Source organism: Nocardiopsis sp. RV163 (assembly GCF_001029525.1).
GTDB lineage: Bacteria > Actinomycetota > Actinomycetes > Streptosporangiales > Streptosporangiaceae > Nocardiopsis > Nocardiopsis dassonvillei.
On the sequence record NZ_LEKI01000115.1, the window covers coordinates 1 to 19,443 of the forward strand.

Annotated in this window: 16 protein-coding genes and 1 pseudogene; 10 read left to right on the forward strand and 7 right to left on the reverse strand. The window is 74.0% G+C overall.

Going from position 1 to position 19,443, the window contains the following annotated elements; genetic code table 11:
* Positions 1-307 precede the first annotated feature (307 nt).
* On the reverse strand, positions 308-1,564 hold the full coding sequence (locus tag ABD54_RS18755) for an AMP-binding protein (protein WP_082166891.1): 1,257 nt from the start codon (positions 1,562-1,564) through the stop codon (positions 308-310).
* Between the two features lie 197 nt (positions 1,565-1,761).
* Between ABD54_RS18755 and menB the strand changes: the two genes are divergently transcribed.
* The 4 genes from menB (at position 1,762) to ABD54_RS18775 (ending at position 8,008) form a co-directional block, all read left to right on the forward strand.
* Positions 1,762-2,601 carry a 1,4-dihydroxy-2-naphthoyl-CoA synthase gene (menB, locus tag ABD54_RS18760; RefSeq protein WP_047870812.1) on the forward strand — a complete coding sequence of 280 codons (840 nt, stop codon included), beginning with the start codon at positions 1,762-1,764 and terminating at the stop codon, positions 2,599-2,601.
* Positions 2,598-3,581: an o-succinylbenzoate synthase gene (locus ABD54_RS18765; protein WP_047870813.1), complete on the forward strand. Its 984-nt coding sequence runs from the start codon at positions 2,598-2,600 to the stop codon at positions 3,579-3,581. Before menB ends, ABD54_RS18765 begins: the two co-directional genes overlap by 4 nt.
* Before the next feature lie 185 nt (positions 3,582-3,766).
* Entirely contained in the window at positions 3,767-5,455 is a 1,689-nt protein-coding gene (gene menD, locus ABD54_RS18770; protein WP_047870814.1) for a 2-succinyl-5-enolpyruvyl-6-hydroxy-3-cyclohexene-1-carboxylic-acid synthase, read from the forward strand.
* A 528-nt stretch (positions 5,456-5,983) separates the two neighbouring features.
* Complete coding sequence (locus ABD54_RS18775; RefSeq protein WP_047870815.1) at positions 5,984-8,008, forward strand: PhoX family phosphatase; 2,025 nt, start codon at positions 5,984-5,986, stop codon at positions 8,006-8,008.
* A gap of 109 nt (positions 8,009-8,117) precedes the next feature.
* On the opposite strand, the pseudogene ABD54_RS18780 reads toward ABD54_RS18775, so the two are convergent.
* Together ABD54_RS18780 and ABD54_RS18785 are read right to left on the reverse strand one after the other, a co-directional pair.
* Positions 8,118-8,471, reverse strand: a pseudogene (locus ABD54_RS18780) (GNAT family N-acetyltransferase); the annotation flags it as partial.
* Entirely contained in the window at positions 8,467-9,747 is a 1,281-nt protein-coding gene (locus tag ABD54_RS18785) for an isochorismate synthase MenF (RefSeq protein WP_047870824.1), read from the reverse strand. The gene ABD54_RS18785 and the pseudogene ABD54_RS18780, both read right to left, overlap by 5 nt.
* A gap of 303 nt (positions 9,748-10,050) precedes the next feature.
* Between ABD54_RS18785 and ABD54_RS18790 the strand changes: the two genes are divergently transcribed.
* From ABD54_RS18790 to ABD54_RS18815, 6 genes are all read left to right on the forward strand, one after another.
* Positions 10,051-11,670 (forward strand): glycoside hydrolase family 10 protein, encoded by a 1,620-nt coding sequence (locus tag ABD54_RS18790; protein ID WP_047870816.1) that lies wholly within the window; start codon positions 10,051-10,053, stop codon positions 11,668-11,670.
* A 204-nt stretch (positions 11,671-11,874) separates the two neighbouring features.
* The gene (locus ABD54_RS18795; RefSeq protein WP_047870817.1) at positions 11,875-12,276 is read left to right on the forward strand and encodes a molybdopterin-binding protein; all 402 of its coding nucleotides are present in this window, start codon (positions 11,875-11,877) and stop codon (positions 12,274-12,276) included.
* Positions 12,269-13,075: a molybdate ABC transporter substrate-binding protein gene (modA, locus tag ABD54_RS18800; RefSeq protein ID WP_047870818.1), complete on the forward strand. Its 807-nt coding sequence runs from the start codon at positions 12,269-12,271 to the stop codon at positions 13,073-13,075. The genes ABD54_RS18795 and modA overlap by 8 nt, the downstream gene beginning before the upstream one ends.
* Positions 13,072-13,923, forward strand: a complete 852-nt coding sequence (locus ABD54_RS18805; protein WP_047870819.1) for an ABC transporter permease — start codon at positions 13,072-13,074, stop codon at positions 13,921-13,923. The genes modA and ABD54_RS18805 overlap by 4 nt, the downstream gene beginning before the upstream one ends.
* Positions 13,923-15,011 carry an ABC transporter ATP-binding protein gene (locus ABD54_RS18810; RefSeq protein ID WP_047870820.1) on the forward strand — a complete coding sequence of 363 codons (1,089 nt, stop codon included), beginning with the start codon at positions 13,923-13,925 and terminating at the stop codon, positions 15,009-15,011. Before ABD54_RS18805 ends, ABD54_RS18810 begins: the two co-directional genes overlap by 1 nt.
* A 218-nt stretch (positions 15,012-15,229) precedes the next feature.
* A complete protein-coding gene (locus ABD54_RS18815) occupies positions 15,230-15,571 on the forward strand; it encodes a DUF3040 domain-containing protein (protein WP_047870825.1) in 342 nt (113 codons plus the stop codon).
* Between the two features lie 105 nt (positions 15,572-15,676).
* Here the strand turns inward: ABD54_RS18815 and ABD54_RS18820 are convergent, their stop codons facing one another.
* The 4 genes from ABD54_RS18820 to ABD54_RS18835 form a co-directional block, all read right to left on the reverse strand.
* The gene (locus tag ABD54_RS18820) at positions 15,677-16,249 is read right to left on the reverse strand and encodes a CAP domain-containing protein (protein WP_082166892.1); all 573 of its coding nucleotides are present in this window, start codon (positions 16,247-16,249) and stop codon (positions 15,677-15,679) included.
* Between the two features lie 103 nt (positions 16,250-16,352).
* Positions 16,353-16,601, reverse strand: coding sequence for a hypothetical protein (locus ABD54_RS18825; protein WP_047870821.1), 249 nt, complete (start codon positions 16,599-16,601; stop codon positions 16,353-16,355).
* 87 nt (positions 16,602-16,688) lie between these two features.
* Positions 16,689-17,018 (reverse strand): hypothetical protein, encoded by a 330-nt coding sequence (locus ABD54_RS18830; RefSeq protein WP_047870822.1) that lies wholly within the window; start codon positions 17,016-17,018, stop codon positions 16,689-16,691.
* Between the two features lie 388 nt (positions 17,019-17,406).
* Positions 17,407-19,443 (reverse strand): penicillin-binding transpeptidase domain-containing protein (locus ABD54_RS18835; protein WP_053063613.1); only part of this gene is annotated, 2,037 nt, incomplete at its 5' end.

Consider the following 19,443-nt stretch of genomic DNA (forward strand, 5'->3'; position numbering starts at 1 on the left):
GTTGGGGGGAGAGCGCAGGGGCACGAACGTGTGGGCCGAGGGCTGTCACCAACTGCGGACCTCCTTGGGAGAGGGGCCGAGGGGCCGGATTACTCAGGTAGACGTCGGAACGCCCGGGGAAGTTCCCCGCCTTTTGTCCGGCACGTCCGTGAACGCCCGCTCCGCGAGGAGCCGCCGGACCGCCCGACCCCCGGCCGTCACTGCTGTCCGACGGGCGCCGACGTGGTGGGGCGCGGCACCCGACGCGCCCCAGGGTCCCACGGGTCGAGGGCGCGCCGGTACACGCGCCGGGGGACGCTACCGCCGCTCAGGCGCGCGGGCCGCGCAGGGCCACCAGGTCGGGCTTGCCCGAGGCCAGCACCGGCAGGGAGGCGCGCACCTCGAGCTCACGGGGCGCGGCGTAGGCGGGCAGGCGCTCGCGCACCCACGAGCGCAGCTCTTCCAGGGAGGGCGGCGCGTCGGGGTCGGCGGGCACCACGACGGCGCTCACCCGCTCGCCCCACTCGGGGTCGGACCGGCCCACCACCACCGAGTCGGCCACGGCGGGGTGCTCCAGCAGCCGGGCGTTGACCTGCCCCGGCACCACCTTGTGGCCGCCGGTGTTGACCACCTCGTCCACGCGTCCGAGCACGCTCAGGCGCCCGTCCCCGTCCAGGCGGCCCAGGTCGTTGGTGCGCAGCCAACGCGTCCCGTCGGCGTCGGTGACCAGGGCGCCCGGATCGGCCTCGGCCCCGGGCGCCAGGCGGTAGCCGCTCAGCAGCACCGGCCCCGACAGCAGGACGCGCCCGGCCCCGTCGGCCGAGGGGGACTCCACGCGCACCCGCACGCCGTCCAGCGGAACGCCGTCGTAGACGCACCCGCCGCAGGTCTCGCTCATTCCGTACGTGGTGACCACCCGGCCCCCCGCCCCGCGGGCCTCCCGCAGCAGGGCGGGGTCGGCGGCGGCTCCGCCGAGCAGGATGGTCCCGAACACCGACAGGTCGGTCCCGGCGGCCAGCAGCCGCCGCAACTGGGTGGGCACCAGGGACACGTGCGGGCGCGACCCGCGAGTGAGCTCGGCCACCGCCCCCACCGAGAAGGCCGCGTGTTCGATCCGGCCGCCCGTGGCCAGGGCGCGCATGATCACCTGGATGCCGGAGATGTGCCCGGCGGGCAGCACGCACAGCCACGCGTCGCCGGGGGCGGCCCCGATCCGCGCCACCGAGGCCCGCGCGGAGGAGCGCAGCGCGGCGGCCGACAGCTCCACCCCCTTGGGCGCGCCGGTGGAGCCCGAGGTGGTGACTACCAGGGCGGTGTCCCGGCCCGCCGGGCTGGCGCCGTCCAGCGCGGCGACCCCGTCCGGGGTGCGCAGGGAGGCCGGGCGCATGGCGGCCAGGAGCTCGTCCACGCGCGCCTCGGGGGTCCCGTCCGGGATCGGCAGCAGTGCGGGGCCGTGCCCGTCCAGCGCCCGGGCCAACAGGTCGCCCAGGCGCCGCGGCGCCAGTCCGCGCACCGCCTGGAGGGGGCGTCCCTCAAGGTCACCGGGGTGCGTTCCGCCTGCCTCGACCTGTCTCTCGCGTGCCACGACGGCAAGGGTACGCCCGTGTCCGGGGCGCACGCCCCGGGGGTCGGGCCCGGTGCCGGGCGGCGGGCACCGGGCGCAAGGAGCACCGACCCGCACGCGGGTCCCCGCCCGCCTGGCACAATGCGTAGGGTTGTCGCGTGGACGTGGTGACACGTCCGCGCCGTCCACAGTGTCCCCGTTGAGGAGAAGCGGTAGCCGTGAGCAGCGTGATCGACTGGCAGCGGTCGGGCGAGTATTCCGACATCATCTACGAGACCGCGGAGGGCATCGCCAAGATCACGATCAACCGCCCCGAGCGGCACAACGCCTTCCGGCCCCAGACGCTGTTCGAGCTCCAGGAGGCCTTCAACCTCGCCCGCGACGACTCCTCGGTCGGCGTGATCGTCCTCACAGGCGCCGGTGACCAGGCGTTCTGCTCCGGAGGCGACCAGAAGATCCGCGGCGAGGACGGCTACATGGGCGACGACGCCGTGGCCAAGCAGGGCATCGGCCGCCTCAACGTGCTCGACCTCCAGGTGCAGATCCGCCGCCTGCCCAAACCCGTCATCGCCATGGTCGCCGGCTGGTCTGTCGGCGGCGGCAACGTGCTCCAGGTCTGCTGCGACCTGACCATCGCCGCGGACAACGCCAAGTTCGGACAGACCGGCCCCAAGGTCGGCTCCTTCGACGGCGGTTACGGCTCCTGGCTGCTCGCCGAGACCGTCGGCCTGAAGAAGGCCCGTGAGATCTGGTACCTGTGCCGCCAGTACAGCGCGCAGGAGGCCCTGGACATGGGCATGGTCAACACGGTCGTGCCGCTGGAGGACTTGGAGAAGGAGACCGTGGCCTGGGCCCGGGAGATGCTGGAGAAGTCCCCGCTGGCGCTGCGCATGCTCAAGGGAGCCATCAACGCCGTCAGCGACGGCGCGGCCGGGATGCAGCAGTTCGCCGGTGACGCCACGATGCTCTACTACATGAGCGAGGAGGCCCAGGAGGGCCGCGACGCCTTCAAGGAGAAGCGCCGCCCGGAGTTCGACAAGTTCCCGCGCCGTCCGTGACCGCTGACGAACCCGACCCGGCGGGCTCGCCCGCCGGGGGACGCGCTTTCGCGGTCGGCCTGCGCAACCGCTTCCGCGGTATCACCGTCCGTGAGGGCATGCTCGTGCGCGGGCCCGCCGGATGGGGGGAGTTCTCCCCCTTCGCCGAGTACGGCCCGCGCGAGTGCGCCCGCTGGTGGGCGGCCTGTGAGGAGGCCGCCCACCACGGCTGGCCCGCGCCGGTCCGCGACCGGGTGCCGGTCAACGTGACCGTGCCCGCCGTGGACCCCGAGCGGGCCCACGCGATCGTCTCCGCGGGCGGCTGCGCGACCGCCAAGGTCAAGGTGGCCGAACGCGGGCAGGACCCCGCCGAGGACCTGGCCCGCGTCGAGGCGGTCCGCGACGCCCTGGGCCCCTCCGGGCTGGTGCGGGTGGACGCCAACGGCGCCTGGGACGTCGACACCGCCGTGCGGATGGTGCGCGAACTGGACCGCTTCGGCCTGGAGTACGTCGAGCAGCCGTGCGCCACCCTGGACGAGCTGGCCGCCGTGCGCCGCCGCGTGTCGGTCCCCGTGGCCGCCGACGAGTCCGTCCGCAGGGCGGAGGACCCGCTGCGGGTGCGCGCCGCCGGCGCCGCCGACATCGTGGTCCTCAAGGTCCAGCCGCTGGGCGGGGTGCGCTCCGCGCTGCGCGTGGCCGAGGCGTGCGGCCTGCCTGCGGTGGTCTCCAGCGCCGTGGAGACCTCGGTGGGCCTGGCGGCGGGGGTGGCCCTGGCCGCCGCGCTGCCGGAGCTGCCCCACGCGTGCGGCCTGGCCACCATGCAGATGCTGACCGCCGACGTCACCGCCGACCCCCTGCTGCCCGAGAACGGGTTCCTGCCCGTGCGCCCTGTGACGGTGGACGAGGCGAGCCTGCGCGCGGTGGAGGTCGACTCCGCCGCCTGGCGGGCCCGCGCCGATGCCGCGCGGTCGGCCGCCGACGAGCTCCCCGGCGCCGGATGACCGCGCCGTGACCGGCGTCGGTGTTACGCCCGGGGCGCACGGTGACGGGAGTACCGGATGTCCGGTCCGCGTGTGTGAGGTGTAACAGCCCTGTTCGTCCTCCGCGGGTCCCGGGTGGGGGTTGACTGTAGGGGCCGGGTCCACATGGTGATACTGGGTACACCTTGAGACGATCGAGAGAGTTGATGAATCCGTCCACCGCCCTGGCGCGTGTCCTGGTCGACGAGCTGGCCCGCTGCGGCCTGGCCGAGGCCGTCGTCGCGCCGGGGTCGCGCTCGACGCCGCTCGCCCTGGCCCTGGTCGCCCACCCCGGAATCCGTGTCCACGTGCGCATCGACGAGCGCTCGGCCTCCTTCCTCGCCCTGGGCCTGGCCCGCGTCTCGCGCCGCCCGGTCGCGGTGGTGTGCACCTCCGGCACGGCCGCGGCCAACTTCCACCCGGCGGTGATGGAGGCCGACGAGAGCGGGGTGCCGCTGCTGGTGCTCACCGCCGACCGGCCCCCCGAACTACGCGGAACCGGCGCCAACCAGACGGTGGACCAGATCGGCCTGTACGGCGGCGCGGTCCGCCTGTTCGCCGAGGTCGGCACCCCCGACCCCGTGCCCGGCATGGTCGCCTACTGGCGGTCGCTGGCCTGCCGCGCGTGGGGCTCGGCGCTGGGCGGGCGCCCCGGCCCGGTCCACCTCAACGTGGCCTTCCGCGACCCGCTGACCCCCGACGTCCACACGGGCGCCTGGCCCGAGCCCCTGGAGGGGCGCGACGGCGGCCGGGCGTGGATCGGCCGCCCGGTGCCGCTGACCGAACCCGCGCCGTTCGTCCTTCCCGACGTCGAACGCGGTGTGATCGTGTGCGGCGACGGGGACTACGACCCGGTGCCGTTCCTGGCACTGGCCGAGGCGACCGGGTGGCCGCTGCTGGCCGAACCGACCTCCAACGCCCGCCGGGCGGACGCGCTCTCCACCTACCGGCAGCTGCTGGCCTCGCCGCGCGTGGCCGCGCGCCCGGCGCCGGAGCTGGTGGTGAGCGTCGGCCGCCCCAACCTGTCCCGGCAGATCCTGGCCTACCTGCGCCGGGCCGAGCGGCACGTGGTGGTCAGCGCGGGCGCGCTCGACGCCTTCTCCGACCCCGTGCGCACCGCCACCGACGTGGTGGCCGCGGTCGCGCCGCCCGCCGGTGCGGGCCCGGGCGCTCCACGGCGCACCGAGTGGTCGCGGACCTGGTCCGAAGCCGAGTCGGTGGCCCGTGCCGCCCTGGACGCCGTGTTGGACGAGGAGGAGGCGCTCAGCGAGCCGAGGCTGGCCCGCGACCTGGTCGCGCACATGCCCGCCGGTTCGCTGCTGTTCGCCGGTTCGAGCATGCCCATCCGCGACCTGGACGCCACCATGCGGGCGCGCTGCGGCGTACGACTGGTGGGCAACCGGGGCGTGAGCGGGATCGACGGGTCGGTCTCCACGGCCATCGGCGCGGCGCTGGCCCACCAGGCCGGTGGCGGGGGGCACGCCTACGCGCTGCTGGGAGACCTGGCCATGCTGCACGACCAGAACGGGCTGCTGATCGGCCCGGGGGAGCCGCGCCCGGACCTGGCGATCGTGGTGGTCAACAACGACGGCGGCGGGATCTTCTCCGGTCTGGAGCAGGCCGGGCACCCCGACTTCGAGCGGGTGTTCGGCACCCCGCACGGGGCGTCGATGGAACGTGTGGCCGCGGTGGCCGACGTGCCCTACACCCGCCTGGAGTGGGCGACCGACCTGCCCAAGGCGCTGCTGGGCGAGGGGCCGCGCCTGATCGAGGTGCGCACGCACCGCCCGGGCAGCGCCGCGCTGCGCCGCCGTATCCAGGCCGCGGTGGATGCCGCGGTTGACGGGGCGCTCTGAGCGCACGCCACCGACTGGGGCGTGCGGCCCACCCCCGTGTTCCAGCGGCGGTCGGCCCGCCCGAGCCCGTCCGCCGCGGCGCCGGGCACCGCGACCGCCTCTTTTCAACCTCCCCTACGACCCGCTCTCGGCATGCCCGGAAACCCCTTCGACCGACAACCGTCTTCCCGCTACCGCTCCGGCCCCGCCCCCGCGGCGCATCGCTTCGCCCGGCGCCGAATCACGGGAGGGGCGACGACTCGGGAGGCGGTTACAGGCGTGTCACGTGGACCCGGCGGGTACGGTGCGCCATTATCACGACCGGAACCCGACGATGTGTGTCCCTCTGGATTCCCAGCGTGACCTACCAGGGCATGCGCCGGATTTGTAGGCGCGTTCACCTTGGTTTCACCTGCGCGTTCGGAATTTCGGCCAAGGTCGAGAGCGTCCGGGGGAGCACCCCGCCGGACCAGGAGGCAATCCGCGCGCCCCGGTCAGACCCCGCACCGACGGAGCGCGCGGGAGCAGCACGATCCCCAAGGAGAAGGTGTGCCCGAATCCGCGCCCCGCCGCCGCCAGCTGCCGTTGATCGGCCAGGTCGGTGGCGGTCGTTCCCGTGCGACATGCAGACTGCGCTGCGGCGACGCCTGTTTCCACCCGGCTCCCAACACCAGCGACAACCCCTACTTCGGGGACATCTTCGCCAAGGCGCTCTCCCGCCGCTCCATCATCCGGGCAGGCGCCGTGAGCGCCGGAGCGGGCGCGTTCGGACTCGCCGCGCTCAGCCCGGCCTCGGCCGACCGCCGCGGCCCCGACCGCCCCCACCCCTCCCCGAGGCCCACCTTCACCAGCGTCCAGCCCAACAACGACGACAAGGTCACCGTCCCCCGGGGCTACGACCAGCACGTCATCATCCGGTGGGGCGAGCCGGTCCTGCCCGGCGCGCCCGAGTTCGACGTCCACGACCAGACCGCCGAGGCGCAGGCCCAGCAGTTCGGCTACAACTGCGACTACGTCGGCTTCCACCAGCTCGACGACGACCACGCCCTGCTGTGGGTCAACCACGAGTACACCAACGAGGAACTCATGTTCCCGGGGTACGCCGGGGGCGACGCCGCCACCGAGGAGCAGGTCCGCACCGCGATGGCCGCCCACGGCGGCTCCATCGTCGAGCTCCAGCGCGAGGGCCGCACCGGCAAGTGGGTGCTCTCCACGGGCGAGCGCTCCTTCAACCGCCGCATCACCGCCGACACCCCCATGCGCGTCACCGGCCCCGCCGCCGGGCACGACCTGCTCAAGACGGCGGAGGACCCCACCGGCACCCTGGTCCGGGGCATGCTCAACAACTGCGCGGGCGGCATGACCCCGTGGGGCACCTTCCTCACCGCCGAGGAGAACTTCAACCAGTACTTCGCCAACGGCTCCGGGTCCGCCGAGACCAGGCGCTACGGAGTCGGCACCGGTGCCACGGGACGCCGCTGGGAGCGTTTCGAGGAGCGCTTCGACCTCTCCAAGCACCCCAACGAGGTCAACCGCTTCGGCTACATCGTCGAGGTCGACCCGCTCGACCCCGAATCCGAGCCGGTCAAGCGCACCATGCTCGGCCGCTTCAAGCACGAGGGCGCCACCACCCGCCTGGCCGACGACGGCCGGGTCGTGGCCTACATGGGCGACGACGAGCGCTTCGACTACATGTACAAGTTCGTCAGCGCCAAGAAGTACGTCGAGGGCTCCCGGCGCCACAACCTCTCCCTGCTGGACACCGGCACGCTTTACGTGGCCCGCCTGTCCGGCAACAGCCCCGCCGAGGAGTTCGACGGCTCCGGCGCGCTGCCCGCGGACGGCGAGTTCGACGGTTCCGGCGAGTGGGTCGCGCTGTGCACCGACACCGAGAGCTTCGTCCCCGGTTTCAGCGTCGCCGAGGTGCTGATCCACACCCGCTTGGCCGCCGACGTCGTCGGCCCCACCAAGATGGACCGCCCCGAGGACTTCGAGCCCAGCCCGGTCACCGGCAAGGTGTACTGCGCGCTGACCAACAACTCCGCCCGCGAGCCCGGCCAGGCCGACGAGCCCAACCCGCGCGGCCCCAACCGGCACGGCCACATCCTGGAGATCGTCGAGTCCGGCAACGACGCGGCCGCCACCTCCTTCGCCTGGAACGTGCCGCTGGTGTGCGGCGACCCCGAGGACGACGACACCTACTACGCGGGCTTCGACAAGTCCAAGGTCATGCCGATCTCCGCGCCGGACAACCTGACCTTCGACAAGGACGGCAACCTGTGGATCTCCACGGACGGCCAGCCCGGCGCCCTGGGAATCAACGACGGTCTGCACGTCATGCCGGTCGAGGGCCGCTTCCGCGGTGAGCTGAAGACCTTCGCCACCGTCCCGGTCGGCGCGGAGGCCTGCGGTCCCTTCGTCACCGAGGACAGCAAGACGGTCTTCCTGGGCCCCCAGCACCCCGGTGACGGCGGCACCTTCGAGGCCCCCACCAGCACCTGGCCCGACGGCGACTTCCCGCGCCCGTCCGTGGTGTGCATCTGGCACAGCGCGGGCCGCGAGGTCGGCAGGTAGTCCCCCCTCCTCCCGCAGGTAGGGACGACGACAACCGGCCCCGGCTTCCATCGTGGGGGCTGCCGGGGCCGGTTCCTCGTGTCCGGGCCCGCCCGCGTGGGCCCGCGCCTCAGAGAGTCCTCTCCAAGCAGAGCGAGGGGGGCTCGTCGGCGTAGGCTCCGAAACCGGGGACGGGCGTGTACCCCGAACGGGTGTAGAACCGCACCGCGTCGGGCTGTCGGTCTCCCGTCTCCAGGCGCAGGCACTTCCAGCCCCGTCCGCGGGCCCACTCCTCCAGGGCCGCCAGGACCAGCGCCGCCGCGCCCGATCCGCGCCGGTCCGGCCGCACGTACATCCTCTTGACCTCGCCCGCCGCGTCACCCAGGTAGCGCAGGCCGCCGCAGCCCACGGCCGCGCCCGAGCCGTCGCGGGCCACCACGAACACCGCGATGTCCCCGGCGGAGGGGCCGCCCCCCGGCTCAGACGGGGTCGGTCAGGGCCTCGCGCATGACCCGGAACTTGGACTCGGTCTCGGCCAGCTCCGACTCCGGTTCGGACCGGGCGACGATGCCCCCTCCGGCGAACAGCCGGGCGCGCGCGCCCTCCACACGGGCGCAGCGCAGGGCGATCCCCCACTCGGAGTTGCCCGCGCCGTCCAGCCACCCGACCGGACCGGCGTAGCCGCCCCGGTCCATGCCCTCGGACTTCGCGATCAGCCGCATGGCCGCCGCGGTGGGTGTGCCGCCCACGGCCGCTGTGGGGTGCAGGGCCGCGACCGCGTCCAGCGCCGAGACCCCGGGGTGCAGGCGGGCGCGCACCGGTGTGGCCAGGTGCTGCACGTTGGCGAGCGCGAGCAGGCGGGGCCGCGCGGGCACGTCCAGTTCCCCGGTGAGCGGTTCCAGCGCTGTGCGCAGGGAGTCCACGGCCATGCGGTGCTCGTCCACGTCCTTGGCCGAGGCCAGCAGCTCCTCGGCCAGGAGCCGGTCGCCTTCGGGGTCCTCGCCCCGGGGGCGGGTCCCGGCCAGCACCAGCGAGGAGAGCTGGTCGCTCTCTCGGCGCAGCAGTAGTTCGGGGGTGGCTCCGACCATGCCGTCCACGGAGAAGGTGAAACAACCGGGGAAGCGCAGCCGCAGCCGCTCCAGCAGTGTGCGCACGTCGATGGGGGCGTCGGCCTCGGCCAGGGCGTCGCGCGCCAGCACGGCCTTGTCGAGCTCTCCCGCGCGGATGCGCTCGACGGTACCGGCCACGGCGCCCATCCACTGCTCGTCGGTCAGCGACCCCTGACTCCACGAGAGCGGACCCACGGGCCGCGGCGCCGACGTCGGGACCAGCGGCTCGGCCGGGTGCTCCCCGTGCGCTTCGGTGACGGTGGTCAGCCAGGCGCGGCCGTCGCGCCGCCCGACCAGCACGCGCGGCACCACCAGGGCCGATCCCGCGGAGGAGGGGGAGAAGGCGAACGTGCCGAACGCGACCGGTCCGGTGCCGGGCACCCCCACCTCGTCGTGGACCTCGGCTCGCTCGGTGAGGGCGTTGATCCAGCGGGCCGCCTCGGTGAAGCGGGTGGTGTCTGTGGGCTCAGCCGATTCGGGCTCACCGGCCAAGTCCAGCCGCGCGGCCCGTCCCCAGCCCACGATGCCCTCGTCGCCGGTCAGCCAGGCCAGAGGGGAGTCCGCGGGCAGGCGGTCCAGCAGGCTGGCGGTGTCGTCGCGCAGGGCGACGGTGCGGACGGACAGGCGGGGCGGGCTCAGGAGGGCGTTCACGGTCCCCGAGTCTAGGACCTCGTCTGGGGCGGTGTGTCCGGTATCGGCCGTGGTGGCCGGGGTGCGCACGTGCTCCCTCACGGGCCGGGGCCGCCGCCTCCCGGCGGGGATCGTGCTCCGCCGCTGCCCGCGCGGGTGCTCCGCGGACCCGCCGCGGCGGCCCTCGGCACCGGGTATGCGAGGTTGTCCACAGATTGCCGCGATCGTGTTCGAAAATTGACTGTCTGGCCTACTCTGGTTCGCGGTGCGGCGTCACGGTGACGGCGGTGCGCGTCCCGATTCCCCTCAGAGGAGACCTGTTCCATGGATTCAGCGGCCCGTGCCGTGCCCCCGCCGTGCGCCGCGCTGCGGTGGGCCGCGTCCGCCGCAGCGGCCACCGTCCTGCTGGCGGGATGCAGCGGCGGGGGCCCCGGGGAGGAGCCGTCGGCCGACGGCGCGTCCGGGGCGGCCGCCTCCGTCCGGTGCGGGGACGGCGGGGCGCAGCGGCAGATGCGCGGGGCGTGGCTGACCACGGTCCGCAACATCGACTGGCCCTCCGAGCCGGGCCTGTCCGCCGAGGAGCAGAAGGCCGAGCTCGACGCCTACCTCGACGACGCCTCCGCCATGGGGCTCAACGCGGTCTTCCTGCACACGCGGCCCACCGCCGACGCGGTCTACGAGTCGGACCTGGAGCCGTGGGCGCGCTACCTCACCGGCGAGCAGGGCGGCGACCCCGGTTACGACCCGCTGGAGTACGCGGTGGCCGGGGCGCACGAGCGCGGCCTGGAGCTGCACGCCTGGTTCAACCCCTACCGGGTGGGCTTCCAGGACCCCGACGTCGAGAACCTGGCCGGGGACCACCCGGCGAGGGAGAACCCCGAGTGGCTCGTCGACTACGGCGTCGAGGCCTACCTCGACCCAGGCAACCCCGAGGTCCGGGAGTGGGTGACCCGCGTGATCCTCGACGTGGTGGAGCGCTACGACGTCGACGGCGTGCACTTCGACGACTTCTTCTACCCCTACCCCAAGGAGGGTGAGGAGTTCGACGACGACGCCTCCTGGGAGGAGTACGGCGAGGGCTTCGACGACCGCGGGGACTGGCGCCGCGACAACGTCGACCGGCTCATCGCCGGCGTGTACGAGGGCATCGAGGCGACCAAGCCCTGGGTGAGCTTCGGGATCTCCCCGTTCGGCATCTGGCGCAACGACTCCACCGACCCCGGCGGCTCGGCCAGCTCGGGCCTGCAGTCCTACGATGCCCAGCACGCCGACACCCGCACCTGGATCCGGGAGGGCACGGTCGACTACGTCGCACCGCAGCTCTACTGGCAGCGGGGTTTCGAGACCGCCGACTACGAGGTCCTCGCCGACTGGTGGGCCCGGGAGGTCGAGGGCACCGGCGTGGACCTGTACATCGGCCAGGCCGCCTACCGGGTGGGCGAGGACGGCTGGACCGGCGGGGACGCGCTCAGCGCCCAACTGGACTACTCCGGCGAGCTGTCCCAGGTGGACGGCGACATCTACTTCTCCATCAAGAACCTGCGCGACGGGGCCGCCGACGCCTACGCCGCGCTGGCCGACGAGCACTACCGCGCCCCGGCCCTGCCGCCGCTCTCCGACGCGCCCGAGGGCCAGGAGCCGCTTGTCGGCGCGGTCGGCGGCGTCACGGCCCGAGTCGCCGACGGGGGGGTCGACGTGGCGTGGGAGGCCGTGGACGGCGCCCGCTTCTACGCCGTCTACCGGCTGTCCGCCGACGCGGCCGCCGCCGGGACCGGGGAGGAGCGCTGCGCCGCGGTCACCGCGGACAACCTCGTGGGCCTCACCGGGCGCACCGCACTGACCGACACCGAGCCGCTGGAGGACGGCGCCGGGTACGTGGTCACCGCACTGGACGACTACCGCGCCGAGGGGCCGTTCGGCGCGGCCGCCCACGTGCGCGGCTGACCGCGGACGAGGAGCGTGCGGGCTCCGGCCGGGGGAGGCGTCCCCGGGCCGGAGCCCCTTCCATGCGCCGGGATACTCGGTCGGGCGCCGCTCGGGTCCGGCGCGCCTGTCTGTCGCAGAACCACAGAACAAGGGCCAAGAAGTAGGCAGCTGCTAGCGGAAAGCCCCTTTTGCCCCAGCAGATGCCAGGGGTAGGTTGGCCCCATGCCGACCTTCCACATCAGCGAGGCCGCCGCCCTCCTCGGCGTCAGCGCCGACACCGTCCGGCGCTGGGTCGACTCCGGCCGCCTGTCCGCCACCCGCGACGCCTCCGGAAGGCGTCTGATCGAGGGCGCGGACCTGGCCGGGTTCATGAGCACGGGGGCCGACGAGGACCCGGCCCGGCACCTGTCCTCCGCCCGCAACCGCTTCCGCGGCCTGGTCACCGACGTCGTCCGCGACCGGGTGATGGCCAGCGTGGAGATCCAGGCCGGGCCCCACCGGGTGGTCTCGCTTATGAGCCGCGAGGCCGCCGACGAACTCGGCCTGGAGGTGGGCAGTATCGCCACCGCGGTGGTCAAGTCCACCAACGTGGTCGTGGAGACCACCGGGGAACGCCATGCGTGATCCCGCCCCCCGCGACCCCCGTTCCGGCGCTTTCCGGCTGGCCCGCGCCCTGTCCGCGGCCGCGCTCGTCCTCTGCGCCTGCTCCCCGGAGGAGGGGCCCGGCGACCGGCTCAACGTCTTCGCCGCGGCCTCCCTCACCGACGTCTTCACCGACCTGGCCGAGGAGTTCGAGGCCGAGCACCCCGGCACCGAGGTGGTCCTCAACTTCGCGGGCAGCAGCGACCTGGCCCTCCAGATCAACTCCGGTGCCCCCGCCGACGTCTTCGCCTCCGCCGACACCGACACCATGGGCCGGGTCGTCGAGGGCGAGGGGCTGGATCCCGACTGGGCCGCTGAGCACGGCGCTCGCGGCGTGGTCTTCGCCGCCAACACCCTGCGCATCGCCGTGCCCCCGGACAATCCGGCCGGTGTCGAGGAGTTGGCCGACCTCGCCGCCGGGGGCACCGCCGTCGCCTTCTGCGCCGAGGAGGTCCCCTGCGGCGCGGCCACCGCCGAGGTCCTGGACGAGGCCGGACTGGAGATCACCCCCGACACCTACGAGGAGGACGTGCGCGCGGTCCTGACCAAGGTCGAGCTCGGCGAGGTCGACGCCGGACTCGTCTACGCCACCGACGTCGTCTCCGCGGGCGACCGGGTCCAGGACGTCGTGTTCGACGAGTCCGACGATGTGGTCAACGACTATCCCATCGGGGTCGTCTCCACGACCTCCGACGCCGCGCTCGCCGCCGCCTGGGTGGACCTGGTGCGCTCGCCCGAGGGCGAAAGGGTCCTGCGGGCCGCCGGGTTCGAGGTCCCATGACGCCCGCCCGCGCCCCAGCCGCGCCCCCCGCCGACACGGCGCCGCGCCGCCGCCCGCCCCGGGCCCGGCGCTTCGGCGGAGCTCCCTGGATCCTGCTGCTGCCCGCGCTCGCGGGCGCGGCCTTCCTCGTGCTGCCCATGGCGGGTCTGCTGGCCAGCGCGCCCTGGTCCACCATGGTCAGCCGCCTGGCCGAGCCCGAGGTCCTGGCGGCCCTGTGGCTGTCCCTGTCCACCGCCACCGCCGCCACGGCCGTGTCCCTGCTCCTCGGGGTGCCGCTGGCCTGGTTGCTGGCCCGCACCGACTTCCCCGGGCGCCGCCTGGTGCGCGCACTGGTCACCGTTCCGCTGGTGATGCCGCCCGTGGTCGGCGGTGTGGCCCTGCTGCTGGTCCTGGGACGCAACGGGATCGCGGGCCGGTACCTGGACGCCTGGTTCGGGATCACCCTGCCCTTCACCCCCGCCGCCGTGGTCCTGGCCCAGGTGTTCGTCGCCATGCCGTTCCTGGTGATCAGCGTGGAGGGGGCGCTGCGCGGCGCGGACCGCCGTTACGAGGAGGCCGCCGCCACCCTGGGCGCCGGGCGGGCGGCCGTCTTCGCCCACGTCACCCTGCCCATGGTGCTGCCGGGCATCGCGGCGGGGGCGGTCCTGTGCTGGTCGCGGGCCCTGGGCGAGTTCGGCGCCACCATCACCTTCGCCGGGAACTTCCCGGGCACCACGCAGACCATGCCGCTGGCCGTGTACGTGGCCATGCAGCGCGACCCCGAGGCCGCCATCGTGCTCAGCCTGATCCTGCTGGCGGTGTGCCTGGCCGTCCTGGCCACCCTGCGCGAGAGGTGGACGAACACCTGATGGCCCCCGACCGCGACCCCGCCGCCACCGCGCCAGCACCCGCGCTGGAGGCCGACCTGCGCCTGAGCCGGGGCGCCTTCACCCTGGAGGCCGCCCTGACGGTGCGCCCGGGGGAGATCCTCGCCCTGCTGGGGCCCAACGGCGCGGGCAAGTCCTCGGCCCTGCGCGCCCTGGCCGGACTGGTGCCCCTCACCGGAGGGCACGTCCTCGTGGACGGGCGCGACCAGACCAGGACACCCGTGGAGCACCGCCCCATCGGCATGGTCTTCCAGGACTACCTGCTCTTCCCGCACATGAGCGCCCTGGACAACGTGGCCTTCGGCCCCCGCCGCCAGGGCCTGTCGCGGGCGGCGGCCCGCGAGCGCGCCGCCGAACTGCTCGCCCACATGGACCTGTCCGCTCACGCGCGCGTCCGGCCGCGCCGACTCTCCGGCGGCCAGGCCCAGCGCGTGGCGCTGGCCCGCGCGCTGGCCGTGCGCCCCCGCCTGCTGCTGCTCGACGAGCCCATGGCCGCCTTGGACGCCAGCACCCGGATCGACGTGCGCGCCCGGCTGCGCCACCTGCTGGAGGAGTTCGACGGGGCCACGGTGCTGGTCACCCACGATCCGCTCGACGCCATGGTGCTCGCCGACCGGGTGGCGGTGATCGAGGAGGGCAGGGTCGTCCAGCAGGGCGAACCCGCCGAGGTGGCGCGCCGCCCCCGCACGGCCTACGTCGCGCGGCTGGTGGGGCTCAACCTCTTCCGGGGCGCGGCCGAGGGCACCACCGTGATGCTGGACGTTGACGGGCCCGGCGGCCCCGTCCGTGTGGAGGCGCACGAGGCGCACCGGGGACCGGCACTGGTGGCCTTCCCGCCGCGAGCCGTGGCCCTGTACCCGCACCGTCCGCACGGCAGCCCGCGCAACGTGTGGCGGCTGACGGTGGAGGGGATCGAGCGGTTCGGCGACCAGGTGCGGGTACACCTGACGGGGAGCCCCTCCCTGGCCGCCGACATCAGTCCGGCGGCCCTGGCGGAGCTGGGGCTGGCCCGGGGGGACCCGGTGTGGGCCGGGGTCAAGGCCGCTGAGGTCGAGTGCTACCCGGGTTGACCCCCGGCCGATCCGGCCCGCGGGGCCGCGTCGGCGCGGAGCGCGTTCGGGTCCGGGCCGGAGGCGTACCCTGTGGAGAGAGCCGATTTTTCTACCCAGAATCGGTTATAGAAACCCACATCGGAAAACCTGTGCATACCTGGATATCTCAGGTACACCCGGGGGAGACTGTAAGTCTGGCGACGACTGTCATTCCCCCCGTGGCCGAGGAGGGTGCCATGTCCCTGAGAGAGCACGAGAGAAGAATCCTCGCGGAGATCGAGCGGCAGCTCAGCGAGGAGGAACCGGACTTGGCCGGACGACTGGAGTCCTTCGGGCCGGGGGATCCCGACGCTCCTGCCGACCCCGGGCTGGGCGGGTGGAAGCCGTGGGTGGCGTGCTGCCTGATCGCCGCGGTCACCGCGGGCCTGCTCGTGATGCTGTTCGTCCTCACCCCGAGCACGCCGCAGCCGTCCGCGCCCGCCGTGCCTACCAGTACCTCGCAGACCACCGGGGATCCGGAGCCCGCACCGCATCCGGAGCCCGCGCCGGAGGGGCCCGGGGCCGTCGGCACGCCCTGACCGGGAGCCCGGTCCGTGACGCGCGGCGCCGCCAGGGACGCGTGACGGGCGGTGTGCGTCCGCCGCACACCGCCCGTCACGCGCCCCGCGTACCCCGTGTCCGGCTCAGGCGCCCCGGCCCAGGACGACGGTCCAGTAGGGTCCGCCGTCGCCCTTCACCACGCCCACGCCGATGTGCTCGGACTCGCAGTCGGCGAGCACCTGGCTGCGGCCGCGGCGCGTCCAGGCCTCCACCGCCTCCTCGGCCGTCTCGAAGCCGCTGGCCACGATCTCGCCCGAAGGGTTCGCGTAGCCCAGGCCGCGCGCCCGGTCCCTGGCCGACGAGCTGCCGCCGAAGAAGCCGCCGCCGGGGAAACCGCTGTCGCCCGCCTGGTCCTGGCTGTGCTCCCGGGCGGCCTGGGTGAGCAGTTCGTGGGCGCTCAGCTTCTCACACCCGTACCCGGGCCTCTTGTCGTTGACCAGCCGCACGACCTCGGCCTCGGCCTCGGTCCAGGGGTCGGCCGGCTCCTCCTGGGACCAGGGCGGGGGCCAGCCGCCGCCGGATCCCGGCCCCTGGGCCCCGGGGGCCCCGACCCCGGCGAACACGTCGCCGGGGTCGGCCGCGCCGGTCACGCCCGCGCAGCACACGGCCGCCGCGGCCACCACCGCGAGGACACGGCCTCGAAGCAGGTTTCGCATGTCTTTCCACCTCCCGTGCGCGGGGGCGCGTGTACCGCGCCGCGCCCGCGCACACCAGGGGCGGACAGCCGTGAAGGCCGTCCGCCCGCAACCTCGCGGGAACTCAGTTCGCCTTGCTGGTGGTCCTGTCCACCGTGGCTCCGTGCATGGAGGCGGTGTAGGTCACGTACTCGTAGTAGACCTTGCCGTCGTCGCCGACGCGGCTGTGGACCACGGTCATGGTGGCGCCCTCGGCGCTGGCGCTGCCGAAGTCCTTCTCGAAGACCGCGTCGGCCATCGCGACCGAGGGCGCACCCAGCGCCAGGCCGAAGGCCACACCGGTCAGGGACAGCGCTCGTCGTAGTCGGACCATCGTCCTTCCCCTCCTCGGGTTGGGTCGGGTCACGCCCGCCGGGCGCGGCGGCCGACACGGCCGCCGCGCCCGGCGGAAACGGAATGCCTAGTTCGCACCGCTCACGATGCTGTGGGAGGCGGCACCGTCGTGGCCCGCCCAGGTGGCGCTCTTCTTGTAGAAGGAGCCGCCGTTGTCCCAGCGGTCGTGGTCCTTGCCGCCCTTGTGGCCGTGGCCGTGACCGTGACCGTGGCCGTGGCCGCCGTCGCCGTCGAAGGCGACAGCGGTCACGCTGTGGCTCGCGGCGCCCTTGATGCCGGCGGCGCTGGACTCACCCGAGAAGAAGCTGTCCGCCATGGCGGTGGCCGGAGCGCCGAAGGCCAGGGCCGGAACGGCGACGGAGGCGAAGGCGATCCGAGTGAGAGTCTTGCGGTTCATCCTGTGTCCTTTCGAGGCGGACCGACGATCTGTCGGCCCGGTGCGGCGCCGATCCCCCCAGCTCGACCCTCGGGAGAACCGTTCTCCTGGCGCCATCCGTAGATCTGCCCCGGACTCCCACTCGCTAACTATTAGTAGTCACCAAATAGCTTAAAGTAATACTTGGTTGTCTTGGGCCGTATTTTTCCTGTTTGGGGTGATCACATGCCCGTGGCCGGGGACACCGGGCCGACCGGCCCCGGAAGGCACCGGGCCGGGGCCGAGGCACACCGCGCAACCCGCGAGCATCGTAGACGCCGGGAACCGGCGCCGACACCGGCCACGCCGGTGCGGCCCCGACGCCGACGGCGCGCACCGGCCACGCCGGTACGCGCCGTCGGGGCCGACCTCAGAGGCCGTTGGTGAAGCTGGCGGCCAGGGGACCGGCCACGGACGAGCCGCCGCCACCGCCCTCGACCACCACTGCGAAGGCCACGTCGCCCTTGAAGCCGACCATCCAGGCGTGGCTGGGCAGCTCCCCGTCCTCGTCGGCGTCCTCGGCGGTGCCGAATTCGGCCGTGCCCGACTTGGCGTGCACCTCGCCCTGGAAGGGCACGTCCTCGGCTGTGCCCTCGGTGACGACCGCGCGCATCATCGTCCGCAGCGCCTCGGCCTGGGCTATCGCGCGGGGCTCGGGCAGGCCCTCCTGGGCGGGCTCGGTCACCAGCACCGGGTGGCGCCAGGAACCGTCGGCGACCGCGGCGGGCACCGTGGACATGTGCAGCGGCGAGGTGAGGATCTGACCCTGGCCGATGCTCTGGGCGCCCAGCATGGTGGCGCTGTCCACCGGCGGGAAGGACGGTTCGAGCGTGGGCACGCCGATGTCCAGCGGCGCGTTCATGCCGAACTGCTCGGCGCTGGCCTGGAGCGTGTCCGAGCTGAGCCGGTCGCCGACCTGCTCCACCAACGCGGTGTTGCAGGAGGTCGCGAAGGCCTCGGTCACCGTCTGTGCGCCGTACTCGGCGTCGCCCGCGTTGACGAACGGCCACCCGCCCAGGTCGTACTCCTTGGGGCAGTTCATCGTGGCGTCCATGCTCATCCCGTTGTCCAGCAGCGAGCTGTAGGAGATGATCTTGAACGACGAACCGGGCGGGTACTGGCCCTCGAAGGCCCGGTTGAACCCGCCGGGCACGTTCGCCGCCGCCAGGATCTCGCCGGTGGAGGGCCGCACCGCCACCAGGCCCGCAGGGTCGGCGGAGTCGATGACGGCGTTGGAGGCCGCGTTCTGGACGGCCATGTCGATGCTGGTGACGACGTCCTCGCCGTCGGCGCCGTCCAGTGTGGCCACCGTGTTCTCCTCGGTGGCCTCCAGGGAGTCGGGGTCCTCGGCGGCGGCCGCGTCGACCATGAGGAGTGTCGTGGCGGCCTCACCGGCCAACCGCTCCTCGTAGGTGCGCTGGAGGCCGCTGACGCCCACGGTGTCGCCGACGCTGTAGGCCGGGCCCAGCCGCTCGACGTCCTCCTCGGTGGCCTCGCCCAGGGAGCCCGCGATCATCTGCAGCGAACCGGAGACGGTGCCGTCCAGGGCGGTGCCGTCGGCGGCCAGGACGCTGCCGCGCTCGCCCCACACGGCGGTGCGTGCCAGGACCTGGCCCTCGCCCAGGTCGGGGTAGGCGACCTCGGGTGAGAACTCCACCCACCACTCGCCGTCCTCGCGGACCAGCGGCAGCTCGCCCTCCCAGCCCCAGTCGTCGGCGTTGGTCAACGACACTGTGACCTCGTAGGGCGCGCTGCCGGCGCCGCCGTCGGCGGTCACCGTGCCGACCTCCACCGCGATGGAGTCCACGCCCAGCCCGGAGTCGATCCCGCCGAGCACCGCGGCGGCGTCGCCGCCCCGGGTGACCGCGGCCAGGCGATCGTAGTCCTGCGCCTCCCAGGCGGCCTCGTACTCGGCGGCCGCCTCCTCGGGTTCGGGCATCGTCAGGACGTACCAGGACGCGCCGCCGCCCACGAGCAGCAGCACCACGACGGCGGAGAGCACGCCGATGAGCAGTCCGCGCCGCGACTTGCGCGGCGCGGGGCCGGGGTCGTAGCCGTCGTCCCCGTGGCGGTCGGGGTCGTCCGGTCCGCCCGCGCCCGGGCCGACGCCGCTGTAGAGGTACTCGAAGCCGTCCGGGGAACCCTGGCCGTGCTGGGGGCCGGTCTCCCCGCGGCCGCCGCGGTCCGGCGCCGGGCCGTCCGCTCCGCCCGGGTAGGGGGTGTCGCCGTGGTGAACGGGCTGACCCGGGTAGGGGTCGTCGCCCCAGGTGCTGGTGCGCCCGTCCGGGGGGCCGTGTCCGGCGGCGGGCCCGCGGAGGCCGTGCCGGGAGGCCGGGGCCTCCTGCCAGGAGTCGTGGGCCCCGCCGCCCCGGGGCCCGTCCCAGTCGCCGGAGGGGCCCTGCGCGGA